11 protein-coding genes and 1 pseudogene are annotated in these 12,122 nt (G+C 66.9%); 4 read left to right on the top strand and 8 right to left on the bottom strand.

Going from position 1 to position 12,122, the window contains the following annotated elements:
* Positions 1–88: 88 nt before the first annotated feature.
* Positions 89–631, bottom strand: a pseudogene (locus tag AB0H49_RS09620) (FAD-dependent monooxygenase); the annotation flags it as partial.
* Positions 632–648: 17 nt separating this feature from the next.
* Here AB0H49_RS09620 and AB0H49_RS09615 point away from each other — a divergent pair.
* Positions 649–933, top strand: a complete 285-nt coding sequence (locus tag AB0H49_RS09615) for a hypothetical protein (protein ID WP_357249312.1) — start codon at positions 649–651, stop codon at positions 931–933.
* Positions 934–1,435: 502 nt separating this feature from the next.
* On the opposite strand, the gene AB0H49_RS09610 is transcribed toward AB0H49_RS09615, so the two are convergent.
* The 3 genes from AB0H49_RS09610 to AB0H49_RS09600 all read right to left on the bottom strand — a co-directional run bounded on the left by AB0H49_RS09610 (position 1,436) and on the right by AB0H49_RS09600 (position 4,462).
* Positions 1,436–2,161: a hypothetical protein gene (locus AB0H49_RS09610; RefSeq protein ID WP_357249309.1), complete on the bottom strand. Its 726-nt coding sequence runs from the start codon at positions 2,159–2,161 to the stop codon at positions 1,436–1,438.
* Between the two features lie 88 nt (positions 2,162–2,249).
* Entirely contained in the window at positions 2,250–2,885 is a 636-nt protein-coding gene (locus AB0H49_RS09605; RefSeq protein WP_357250061.1) for a DUF305 domain-containing protein, read from the bottom strand.
* A gap of 2 nt (positions 2,886–2,887) precedes the next feature.
* Positions 2,888–4,462 (bottom strand): hypothetical protein, encoded by a 1,575-nt coding sequence (locus tag AB0H49_RS09600; RefSeq protein WP_357249306.1) that lies wholly within the window; start codon positions 4,460–4,462, stop codon positions 2,888–2,890.
* Positions 4,463–4,868: 406 nt separating this feature from the next.
* Here AB0H49_RS09600 and AB0H49_RS09595 point away from each other — a divergent pair, with 406 nt between their 5' ends.
* The 3 genes from AB0H49_RS09595 to AB0H49_RS09585 all read left to right on the top strand — a co-directional run bounded on the left by AB0H49_RS09595 (position 4,869) and on the right by AB0H49_RS09585 (position 7,574).
* Positions 4,869–5,834: a hypothetical protein gene (locus AB0H49_RS09595; RefSeq protein ID WP_357249303.1), complete on the top strand. Its 966-nt coding sequence runs from the start codon at positions 4,869–4,871 to the stop codon at positions 5,832–5,834.
* 67 nt (positions 5,835–5,901) lie between these two features.
* Positions 5,902–6,984 (top strand): saccharopine dehydrogenase, encoded by a 1,083-nt coding sequence (locus tag AB0H49_RS09590; RefSeq protein WP_357249300.1) that lies wholly within the window; start codon positions 5,902–5,904, stop codon positions 6,982–6,984.
* A complete protein-coding gene (locus AB0H49_RS09585; RefSeq protein WP_357249297.1) occupies positions 6,981–7,574 on the top strand; it encodes a TetR/AcrR family transcriptional regulator in 594 nt (197 codons plus the stop codon). Before AB0H49_RS09590 ends, AB0H49_RS09585 begins: the two co-directional genes overlap by 4 nt.
* A 52-nt stretch (positions 7,575–7,626) precedes the next feature.
* Here AB0H49_RS09585 and AB0H49_RS09580 read toward each other — a convergent pair whose 3' ends face one another.
* The 4 genes from AB0H49_RS09580 to AB0H49_RS09565 all read right to left on the bottom strand — a co-directional run bounded on the left by AB0H49_RS09580 (position 7,627) and on the right by AB0H49_RS09565 (position 12,065).
* Positions 7,627–8,877 (bottom strand): FAD-dependent monooxygenase, encoded by a 1,251-nt coding sequence (locus AB0H49_RS09580; protein ID WP_357249294.1) that lies wholly within the window; start codon positions 8,875–8,877, stop codon positions 7,627–7,629.
* 582 nt (positions 8,878–9,459) lie between these two features.
* Positions 9,460–9,807: a hypothetical protein gene (locus AB0H49_RS09575; protein ID WP_355003685.1), complete on the bottom strand. Its 348-nt coding sequence runs from the start codon at positions 9,805–9,807 to the stop codon at positions 9,460–9,462.
* A 73-nt stretch (positions 9,808–9,880) separates the two neighbouring features.
* Entirely contained in the window at positions 9,881–11,122 is a 1,242-nt protein-coding gene (locus tag AB0H49_RS09570) for an oxygenase MpaB family protein (protein WP_355003684.1), read from the bottom strand.
* Between the two features lie 415 nt (positions 11,123–11,537).
* Positions 11,538–12,065, bottom strand: a complete 528-nt coding sequence (locus tag AB0H49_RS09565) for a CAP family protein (RefSeq protein WP_357249291.1) — start codon at positions 12,063–12,065, stop codon at positions 11,538–11,540.
* Positions 12,066–12,122: the final 57 nt, after the last annotated feature.

The raw sequence follows: 12,122 nt of genomic DNA, 5'->3' as shown, positions 1-12,122 counted from the left end.
CGACCGGATGAGCGGGTTCGCGGTGGCGCTGTTCCAGGCGGAAAGCCTGCGGGGCGGCATATCGGTCAGCCGGACGGCGACGAGGCCGTCACGGCGCACTTCCGGCACGGTGAGGATGTCGGCGATGACGTCGCGTAGTGCGTCGTTCTGGTGTCCGGGTTCGATCAGAGCGGTGGTAGGTGCCGATCCGTTCGTTGCGGCCGAAGACGCCGTTGCCGTCGGGCGGGCAGTCCAACCGCACGTCGCCGACCACCCAGGACGAGACCGGCTCGTCGCCGGGGAATTCGAAGCCGCAGATCCTACGCACGGTGCTGTGCCCACCGTCGCAGCCGACGAGGTACTCGGCGCGGATCGAAGCCGGGCCGTCCTGCCTGTCAGGCAAGACCTCGACCCCGGCGTCGTCTTGGCGCAGGTCCACCATCGCGGTCGACCACAAGACCCGGACGCCGAGTTCGACGGCGCGGGCGGTCAGGATCCGCTCGGTCTCGTGCTGCGGCACGATCAGTGCGGTCGGCCAGTCCGGATCGAACCGGTTCGGGCCATGGGAAGGCCGCCGCTCCACCACGACGACTTCGATACCGCGGAGCCGCAATTCGGCGGCGAGCATGAGGCCGGTCGGCCCGGCCCCCGCGACGGCGACGCGGCGCTGTGGCCACCATGGCCCAACTGTTCACCCGGATGGACCGGGACGGGCTGATCCGCCGCACACCGAATCCCCGCGATGCCCGTAGGCAGACGATCACGCTGACCGACGACACCGCTCCGCAACTGACCGAAGCGCGACGGCGACTGGCCGAAATCGAACAGCGGGCCGTCGCCGGATTCAGTCCCGCCGAGATCCAGACCCTCGAACAGCTGCTGATTCGGCTCGACAACAACCTCGAGCCCGAGAGGGCTGGATCCGGCGAAGCCACACCGCATTCCGACGAGTGACCCCGATGCGGCGGATGTACCCCCGTCGCGCGAGCGAGCGGCAGAGGTCGACATCGGTACGCAGGATTACGCATGACGTGAGCGGAGGCAGGCGCCAGTTCGGTGGTCGAAACCGAGGGTATCGGTGGGGAATCCGGTGGGGCTGCGTCGATCGCGGCCGAGACCCCGGGAAGGGGCCGGGTTTCCGTGCGTTGGCACACAGTTGGCACACTGGCAGTGCTCGGCGCTCGGCGTGGAGTGTGAAAAACGCTGCTGACCTGGCTCGATGGAATCAGGTCGACCAGCAATTGTTTATGCGAGAGGTAAGGAAAAGTATGGGAAGCACCGTTCTCGACATCGTCGCCCTGATCACCAACCGTGCGGCGGCCTTCTGGAATTGGCTGGCCACGGGTTCGGCGGGTTTTCCTCCGCTGTGATTTCGCGCTGATCGAGTACGAGGACCCCTGGCCATTCGGCCGGGGGTTCTTCCTTTTCGGGCTCGCCTACGAGTAACGCCGATCGCCTACAGGCCGCGCGGTTCGATCCAGAGCGCCTCGGAGACCGCGCAGAGCTCGCCCGCCGCGGTCGACAACGCGACACCCACGGTGTACTTGCGGCCGTCCCGTCCGATCGGCCAGGCATAAGCGATGTGCGGCTCGCCAGCCTGGATCGGCCGCAGCAGGGTTGCGGTGAGGGCGGCGGTGACCGCGCCTTGGCGCATGCCGGACAGCAGGAACCCCGCGTGGCCGCCGGGGCAATCGAGCGCGGACCAGACGTTTTCGGTGGTGACGGCGCCGTCCGCCGCGCCGAGCGCCGGGTCTGGCACCCACGCGGCGGCGATGAGTTCGCGGTCGGGCAGCGCCCAGGGGAACAGGCGCAGCCCCCGGCCGGGTTCGCACGCCGCGCCACAGCCGTAGCAGTGGGTGACGCGACGTTCGCCCGACGCGAGGACGCGCGTCGTGAGGGCCTCGGCCTCGGCCCAGCTCGGCGCGGGCGGAATATCGAGGGACAAAGTGGTCCCGCCGATCTCGGCGAGTACTTCGCCCTCCGCGTCGGTGAGCGCGGTGCCGTTCACGGCGGCGGGAGTCATCGCCAGCGGTGTGCCGACCGGTACCTTGGCGCGGAAATCGACGCGCGCGGTCGGCTCCGGGCAACGGGTCGCGAGCACACCGGCGACGAAACCGCCGAAGGCGACGTCCGGATAGCCGTGGATGTGTTCGGGAATGGTGATCTCGTCCACCTGAATCATCTAACCGCACCAACCCTCTCCCGGCCGCGGCCGTTCATCGGCACCGACGATACCGAGAGGTCTCGACAGCGCCGACAGCGGCCGGGAGTCACCGGGGGAGCAGCCCGCCGCCGAGCTGGGTCAGCAACAGACTCATCACCCCGACCTCTTGACCTTGGGACTGGATCATCGCGCGGGCTGCCTCCTTGACCGGCCCTTCGGTCAGCTGCCGGTCCGCCGCCTGCGCCATCGCGATGCCGCCTTGATGGTGGCGAATCATGAGTTGCAGGAACAGGATTTCCGCGTCCCGACCGCGCGCCGCGGCGAGGGCGTCGAGTTCGGCCGTCGTCGCCATGCCGGGCATCGGCGCATCCGATGGTCGCGCCGAATGGTGGTGCGACGCAGCGCTATCGGCCATCCACGCCATCGGTCGCGGCGACAGCGGCGACGCGTCGGCGAGACGCAGCCAGCCCAGCATGGTGCCGATCTCGACGCGCTGGGTGTCGGCCAGCTGCTCGGCGACGCGGCGGACGGTCGGCGCCGCGGCCGGGTCGAGGCGCTGGGTCATCAGCAGCGCCTGCTGATGGTGCGCGGTCATGTCCTGGGCGAAACCGATCTCGATGGCGTCGAGTACGGCTGCGGCAGTGTGCTTTTCGGGTAGCGCCAGCGGTCGCAGCGCCGCCCCGAGCGCCAGCAGGAGCAGGGCGACCGAGGCGAACGCGGCGATTCGAACCCCGAGCGGCATGCTCACGAGCCGACGATCGAACGCTGGTCGGCGGGCGGGCGGTAGACCGCCTCGTCGAGCCGCAACACCATGAAGCCGTTGTCCGAACACGCGACATACAAATCGTTGCCGCGCCATTCGGGCGGGGAGAAGCACCAGTCGGTGGAGACGTCGCCGAAGGCGAGCCGCCCGGTGCGGGGTGTGAGCGCATCGGCCGGATCGAACTGTCCCTCCAGCACCGCGCGCGCCGCGGGCGGTGCGCTCATCAGCGGGACGCCGATGATCGAGGCCAAGGCGTGCGGGGAGTTCCACAGTTCGAGGTTGCGGCCGGTGCGCGCGGGCGGGTTGAAGTAGGCGATCTCGCGCACCGCGAACGGATCGCGCACGTCGAAGACCCGGATTCCGGCGGAGATCCACCCGCAGGCGAGCGCCGTCGGATTCTCCTGCCGGTCGGCGGCGCAGTAGTGCGATTCGTAGGCGAACGCCGAACCACCCATGGAGGAGCCGATATTCGCGTCCAGGTGCTGCGGCAGGTTGATCTCGAGCTTCAACTTGTTCGCGACCTTGGGTGCGGTGTCGTCGGAGACGTCGATGAGTTTCACCCCGCCGGAACCACCCTCGTCGACGGTGAACAGGTACGGCTTGCCGTCGTAGCTGACGGGGATGCTGTGCTGGGTCGCCCAACCGTCGGTCCAGAATGTGCGGCCGATGTGATGCACCTGCGGATTCGGGTCACGGCGCTGCACGGCGCTGATGTCGAGCACGGTGAAGCCGCCGAGCGCGGACAGGTACATGCGGTTGCCGTCCGGGCTGATGCCGAAGCCGTGCGCTTCGATGCCGGTCAGGCCCTGCCAGACGACGCGCGGGTTGGCCGGATCGGTGAGATCGACGGCGCTGACGAAACCGGGCGCGATGCCGGAGGCCCAGTAGGTGCGTCCGTCGGGGGAGAAGCCGCCCTCGTGCGTCGTAATCGGAAGAGGCATCAGCAGATTCGTGCCGGGACCGGGATTGAGCAGGCGTGGGTGCGCGCAGTCGGAGATGTCGTAGACGGACAGGTAGCCGACGCCGATTCCGACCGGGACACCAGTTCCCACCAGCAGTTTGCGCCCGGCGTTGACCTTCAGGCTCTCCCAGGTGCCCGCCAGCATGGCTGGTTCGGTGAGGGTGACCGTCGGGCGCGGGTTCGCCGGATCCGAGACGTCGAGCACCTGGACGCCGCGGCCTTCGCTGACCAGGTCGCCGGGGAAGAACGAGCCCATGTAGGCGCAGTGTTCGAAGCTGGTGGAGGTGATTCCGGCTCCGCGCCCGGCGAATTGGCCGACCATCGACATGTTGCACCGGTAGCCCCGCGTGCTGCGTCCGCTGTCGCGGTCGGCGGCGGGCACGTCGCCCTGGAGGCCGGGTTCCGGCATCGAATCCGGCCCGCAGTCCGCGCGCGGCACCGACTTTCGTCCGACATCCAGGAATTCCTGGACGGCGGTGGCGATGTCGGATTGCAGATCGGCCGAGGCGCTGCCGGGCGCCATCATCGCGGCGATGACCGCGGCGGTGAGCAGTGCGACCGGTCTGATGCGGCGCAATCGTGACAGAGAGTGCATCGTTGCGACCCCCCACTTCCTTGTTCGCGGTCGTGACGCGTCATCTGACTGGGACAGTGACGCGATCTGACTGAATAGTAGTAACGGCGGGTAACTTCTGGAGTGGGTTCGGAAGAATTTCTGAAACCTGTGCTGATTCGTTCTCGGATGTTCGCGAGCGTGCGATAGCACTGACAGTCGGCGGTGAGCCGATGTGTTTCGGTCGATCTCGCGTCGTCGGGTCGTGGCACGTGGGTTGGTAGTGTCGGAATCGGCCGAGGCGAGCGGCAAGACGGGCGGCTGGAGTCGCGGTTTCAGCTCGGGGAGGGACAGAAAAGTGTGGGGCTGGTGGCTGAGGGTAGGAATTCGGTGGCGGGGTTGGTCGCGGCGTCGCCGCGCCGCGGTAGCCGCAGGGCTGGTGCTTGCGATGCTGCTGCTTCCCGTGGGAGCGGCAGCGGTCGCACTGCGACTCGAGTTCTCCGGTGAAGCCAGCGCGGACGCGCGCACCAGAGGGCGGGACGCGGTGTGGCTGGGCCACGCCTGGGTCGACGGCCGCAAGACCGATGCCGACGTGGCCGGATTGGTGACCACATTGGCCGGCACCGGCATCAAGGACCTCTACGTGCACACCGGCCCGCTCGAGCACGACGGCAGTCTGCGCGGCGAATTACACCCGCGCGCACAGTGGTTCGTCGACGCGGTACATCGTGCGCTGCCCGGGATACGGGTGCAGTCCTGGCTCGGCGACGTCGTCGCGCCCGAATTCGACGGCCTCCATCTGGACGAAGCCGCGGTCCGCGACCGCATCACCGCTTCCGCCACCAGGGTGCTCGATCTCGGTTTCGACGGCGTCCACCTCGATCTGGAGCCGGTACGGTCGGGCACGTCCGGCTACCTGACGCTGCTGGACCAGGTGCGCGCCGTCACCGCGAGCCGAGGCGCACCGCTGTCGGTCTCGGCTCCGCAGATCGACCCGCTGCCGGGGCTGCACTCGGTCGGAATCACCCTGTTCGACCACGGAAAGTGGTGGTCGCAAGAGTATTTCGCCGATGTTGCGCGGCGCGTGGATCAGGTAGCGCTGATGTCGTACGACACCTCTATGCCGTGGGGCTCCCTGTACGGCGGGTACGTCGCTCAGCAGACCGCGCTCGCGCTCGAGGTCACCCCGGCCAGTGTCGATCTCCTGATGGGGGTGCCCGCTTTCTGGGCGGACGATCCCGGGCATCACGGCGCGGCGGAGACCGTCGCCAACGCGGTGCGCGGAATCCGATTGGGACTGAGCCGAAACGACCCCCGGCGACCGGCCTTCGGTGTGGCGCTGTACGTCGATTTCGCTGCGACACCGGCGGATTGGGCCACCTACCGCCGCGAGTGGTGCGCCCCTCCGCAATAGCCGCTGGAATCCGGCAACGCGCGGCGACCTCTCGCATTTTTAGGTCATATGACCTATTTTTGAGATCATGAGCGACGCGTTGCAGTTCGATGCGCAAGGCCCGGTTCTCCTGGTGGGTGGATACGGGGTGGTCGGTGCCGAGGTGGCGCGGATGGCGGCTCGGTCGCTTCCGCTGCTGCTCACCGGGCGCACGCCGGAACGGGGCCGGGAAGTGGCCACGGAAACTGGTGCCGCGCTGACGGTGTGGGATCTGGCCGATCCGGTGCCATTCCGAGCCGATGTGCGGGCGGTGGTGGGCCTGGTCAACGATCCCGACGACCGTATTCTGCGGGCGGCGATCGCGGGTGGGGTGCCGTTCGTGGACATCACCCGGTGGACCGCCCGGTTGCAACGAGCCGCCACCGTGGCCGCGATGCTCACCCCGGCCGCGCCTGTGCTGCTGTCCTCGGCATGGATGGGCGGTGTCACCAGTCTTGTCGCCGCCTGTCTCGCCCATGAGCTCGGCGGCGCCGACACGGTCGAGGTGGCGATCCGCTGGGATCTGCGAGATCGAGCGGGTGCGGACTCGATCGATTTCATGGACCGCTTCGGCTTGGACTACGAGGTGATCGAAAACGGGAAGCGGCGAAACATCATGCCGCTGAGCGATACTCGCCGAATCCGCATGGGCGGCACGATCACCCGAGTCGCGCGCATCGACACTCCCGAACAGTTCACCCTGCCCTTGACGCTCGACACAAGGACCGCGGCCACTCGCATCGGATTCGATTCGGCGGCATCGACTTCGGCGTTGCTCGCTCTCGAGCGGCTTGGTTTCTTCCGCTGGGGCCGCGGCGACAACTTCACCGCTCTACGACGGGCAATCCTGCGCGCGGGAGGAGAGGGCGGCATTGCGCGACTGCGCGTCGATGTCACGCACGGCGGGCTCGCTCGCAGTGCTGTGGTGACCGACCCGGCCGGGCAGGCTCACCTGACAGCGGTGGGCGCACTGCTCGGGCTTCAGCGGGTTCTCGGTCTGGACGGCGCACCGGTCTCCGCGGGCGTGACCTTCCCCGAACAGACACCCCTGCCTGCTGAGATTCCCGCGATGCTGGCTGCGCACGGCGTCGCTGTGGAGATCGAGTCCGCCACCACCGGCGTAGCCGCATGACCGACCACCGTCCGCCGCGCACCGGCAAGGGAACGCAACGCCGCGCCGAACTCCTCGACATCGCCGAACGAATCCTCATCGAGTCAGGGCACGGGGAGCTCACTATGCGCGCGGTCGCCGCGGCGGCCGAGGTCCGGCTGGGCCACCTGCAGTACTACTTTCCGAACCGCGGCCAACTGATCGCCGCGGTCCTGAGCCGTACCCTCGAACGAACCCTGCAACGGCTCGCCCCACTGCTGGCCTCCGCCGATTCGACCGAGCCGGTCGCCGATATGGTCCGAATGCTACTGGTGGAGCAGGACGACTTCTGTCTTGTCCGCGTATACACCGAAATCTGGGCGCTGGCCGCGCGTGACGAGTCGACAGCCGAAGCGGTGCGCGATTTCTACCGCACCTACCAGGACCACGTCGTCGGCCTCATCCGGGCGCGCAGTCCCGAAGCGCCCGAAGACATCTGCCGAATACGCGCCCGCGTCTTCACCATGCTCATCGAAGGCGCGGCGTTGTTTCGCTCCGGGATCGCCGACCGAGCCGACTCGGCGACGGACGACACGCTGATCGCGACAGCTACAGCGCTGCTGGCCGGGTAAGTCGTCGCGTGTGGTGCGCTGCCCTGTGTCCGGTGCCCGGCTCGGGCGGGGATCAGAAGATCGGCTGATCGGTCGGGATCGGTTCCGGTGGTCGTCGTGGTGGAGGCAGTGCCATCGCGATTTCCCCTCGTCGGGCGGCCCGCCACCGCCGCTGTCCGGAGTCGATGGCACGCCGGATCTTGCGCACGGTGGATACCTGTGTCAGCAGGTGTTGCTGATATCGCCACGGCATTTGCAGCCCGTGCCGAGCCGCCATCGCATAGGCGAACTGCACGGCGCTGCGGTCGAGGTATCGGTCGGCGTGTTCGAACCAGATCATGCTGGCACGGGCGGAGGCCTGGATCGGGCGCAGCGCAGCGCGCCGCTGCGCATCGTAGTTCTTCAGCGCGTCGGCGACTTCGGCATGCTCGTACAGGTTTTGTGCCAGCACGACGGCGTCGACGATGGCCAGCCGGGTGCCCGAACCGATGGTGAAGTGCGTCGTGTGCGCCGCGTCGCCGAGCAGCACCACGTTGTCGTGATACCAACTCTTGTTGGTTACTTCGGGAAAACGGCTCCACTTCGCGAACTCGCCGCGTGTCTTGCTGATCAACGAGTGACCGTCGAGATGGCGCGCGAAGATGTTCTCCAGAGCGCGCAAGTTCTCCTGGTTGTCCAGGGAATCGAAGCCCAGTCCATGCCAAGTCCGCGGTTGGCACTCGACGATGCAGGTGCTGATTTTGTCGGCGACCGACGGGTAGGCGTGGAACCAGATCCAACCGGCCGAGGTGTGTTCGAAGGCGAAGGTGAATCGGGTGAAGACCTTGTCCGTGCCGAGCCAGACATACGGATTCTCGCCGAGTGCGATGGACGTGCCGAAACGATGATCGGCCAGTTGCCGTACCCGGCTGTTCGCGCCGTCGGAGGCGACGATGAGATCGGTGTCGTCGAAGCCCGACAGATCGTGGACCTCTCGGCCGTGCTGGACATCGACGCCCACGTCGCTCGCCCGTCGGGACAGCACATCGAGAAAGGCCGCGCGCCCCATGCTGAACCCGTAGCCCCCGAAATGTGCGGTCTCGTCGCGCACATGGATCGCCTGTTCCCGCCATAGGACCGACCCGGCACGCACCGCCTGGGCGCTGTCGGGGTCGTTCCGATACAGAATGTCGAGCAGGTCGTCCCAGTACACGACGCCCCAGCCATAGGTGGACCCCGGGGGATCGCGGTCGATCACTGTGATGTCATGGGCCGGGTCGCGCCGCTTCATCGAAATAGCGAAATACAACCCGGCAGGCCCGCCACCGATACACACGATCTTCATCTCGTCACCAGCTCCAGCCTGGTCTGAATCCGGGCTTCACGGCATCGGTTACTCGATGCGGCTGAGCCCGGCACGCTGCGCGTGTCCGGGCTCAGTCACCGGCACTACAAGCCGACTCAGCGACCCCAGCTCCCCCAGCCGCCCCAACCCCAGCCGCCCCATCCCCAACCCCAGCCGCCCCAACCCCAACCCCAGCCGCCCCAACCCCAGCCGCGGCCCCAACCCCAGCCCCAACCAGGGCCGTGACCCCAACCGTGGCCACCGCCCCAACCAGGACTTTCGACGAATTGAGTTGCCGACGTGGGCGTTGCGTTCGCGGTAGGCGCTTGCGCGGCGGCGACGACCGGAATCGCGGCGACTGCGGCTATGCCGACGGCGGTCGCCAATCGAGCGAGCTTCGCGTGTGAATTCTTTCTCGTGATCATGATAGGACTCCGAAAATGCTGTCCCGACCTGCTGGAATTCTACGCGTTTTCGCCGGGCTCCAGAAGTCGCCGCGTCGACCAATTTAATAATGCCCGTCATTGCCCAATCCCGGGGATGCTCGCGTACCCGTGGCCGAGGGAGTCGTGAGCTGTGGTCCTAATTCGAGACAGGACTCGTCGCCGGGTATCGGGGAATCCCCGGTCTGCACGGATTCGGGAGTGCCGACAGCGTGGCCAGATCGCAGATGCCGCCGGTCAGCATCTGGAAGGGGGTGACGCCGAGCAGGACGATGATTCCGATGATGTCGCCGTGCTGGAGGAAATCGACGGCCGAGCGGGCCGCCGCCGATCCGGAGTCGACCGCTGACGAGCCGGTTCCGGGTTCGGGGGCGGCGACCGGCGCGAAGGCTGGGGCGGGGTTGGGTTCGGCTGTCGCACCCGCCGCGGTGCCGACGAGGCTCGCCGCCGCGACCGAGGCGGCGGCGAGGCGAAGGGTGGTACGCATCATCGCGCTCCTTTGTCAGTGAATGGGCTCGAAAGAAAAGACGGCAGAAGTCGTTTCAAAATCTGACCGTGATTCAGCGCGGCGGCACGCTCATATCGCGGTTCATCGTCGGGAGTTCGATGCTGATCGGCATCCGCAATTCGGCCAGATAGATCAGGGCGGCTTTGCGGAGAAATTCGTCGAGGAGCCAGTAGGCGTCCGCCGCGGGTGGGACAGCGGTGAGCAGACCCTCGCGCACGGCGATGAAAGGGCCCCAGCTGAATCGGAGCAGCGGATCCCACACCGGTTCCCTCGGGATGGACAGTCCGTCGGCGATCTTGTCGCCGAGCAAGAAGCGGGTGAACGCGCCGAGGACCGGTTTGCTGAGGATCGCGAAGTCGATGTTGGCGCCCAGCCCGAGGAGTCGGTCGGCCAGTCTGGCGCCCTCGGGCGTCGCCGCGATGATGGGGTCGAGGACCTGCGCCGCTTGCGAATTGGCTTCGGCCCACGAATTGGGGATGTACTCGTCGCGGACGCCGAGCATGTGCGCGGCCACCTGCCAGGAGTGCAGGAATGCCTCCGATTCGTGCGGCGGGATCGGCACTTTCCAGGCGGTCAGGTGCTTCATGACGGTCGTGGGCAGGCTGTGCCAGGTGACCATGATGTCGTTCTGGCTGATCGGAACGTCTTCCTCGGCGGAGTGCACCCAATGCGGTGACTGCGGCAGCAGATGTCGCACCGCCGCGTGGACCAGCCGGGTTTTGACGCAGGTGACGACCATCTCCCCGTCGGGGCCGTAGGCATTGTTGCTGCCGATGTCGTACCCGAGTTTGGCGGTCTTGGAGATGCGGTCCTTGAGGTCTTGACCGCCTTTGGAGTAGTAGACCGCCCGCGCCTCCTTGGGAATGACGGTACTCATCATGCCGCTGGCGAAACCGTAGAGCACACCGAGATACAGTCCGCGCTTCTTGTTGAACTCGATCGCGGTACCCAGCTTGGCCCGATCGGTCCACTGCGGCAGCTGACGCGCGTACTCCATGAAATCGCGCAGCTCCGAGGGTAATCCGCCGGGTAGGGGTTGACCGTTCCTGGTCCAGGTCCGCAACAACTCGTTGACCCGGGGGACTTCGCCTCTATCGATCAATCCGGCGACCAACTGGTCGGCCTCGGGATCCCACACCGTCATCGGGTCGGCGCCGGAACCGGATCCGGCCACCGAGCCCTGCGGTGACCAGGTCCACGGCTCCGCCCGCGCGGGCGAAACGATCGCCAAGGCGCCGAGCGCCCCGAGGATCCCGCTGGCCTTCAACGCATCACGTCTGTTGAGTCCATCCATGACGTCACTCCTCATTGAGTACGAGCAGACCTCGATCCGGCGGCGAGCAACCCATGCCTACCGTCATGAACCGAGGAATAGTTATTAACTTAACAGCTCGCTGGAGTGCTGTCCGCGTTTTGCTCGACCCGAGTTCCGTGCGATCCCCTGCGGCCCGCGATAGGTTGCATCACCACGTCAATAGGGCTGTTGTCCCCTGCTCTACGGGTTCTTCCGCGACTTCGCCGCGCCTCACGCCGCCTGCGGGCGAGCCGCGAACCGCCGGGTTGTCGCGGACGTAGATGACCGGTCAAGATGTGCAATGGTTAGTAACTTAATGTGCGAACGAACCCGCGGGATCGAGGTGTGCCGCAGTGGAGTGGCGGCGTAATCGCGGTGACATGCTGGCCCGCAACGTGATTCGCTGATCGGACGCTTACTCGGGTCGGCCCACGTTCTCCGCGAACTGTCCGAGCACGTTCCCCGCCGGGGTGTAGCGGGCCACGATGAACCTACTGGGCTGGGGAAAGATGGTGCCCGCCGGACAGATGACGCTTGCCGCGCCGACCTGTGTCGTGGCCCTCCACACCACCTGGGTGAAGTGTCCGGTCCCGAGGGAGAAGACCGGCTGCTCGTAGTTGTACCTCGACGATTCGGCCATCCACGCCGCCACGGCGTCCTCGATGCCGGTGTTCAGATCCGTACTGATATAAAGGTTCTCGCCGTAGCGACCCAGGGTGTCCGAATGTCCGAACACGCAGCGTTGGGCGTATTCCATTGCGGCCGAATAGGTGTCGGGGCTCCACGTCAGCGGTCGCGCATCGTGGTTCGACCGCGCCGTGTTGTGCTCGGCCAGAACTCGATCGCTCCATTCGTCCGCGTGTGCCGGGGCGGCATTCGAGATCGACCCGCTGACGACAGCGGCCACGGTCAGTGCGATCGCGGCGCACGACTTACGCATCATCGGAGGTTCCTTGCCGGTAGAGACCAAGGCTGCCCAGTCGCAGCTTTGCGGGATATG

It is taken from the genome of Nocardia sp. NPDC050713 (assembly GCF_040654315.1).
Taxonomy (GTDB): Bacteria; Actinomycetota; Actinomycetes; order Mycobacteriales; family Mycobacteriaceae; genus Nocardia.
This window is presented reverse-complemented; position numbering and strand designations above follow the sequence as displayed.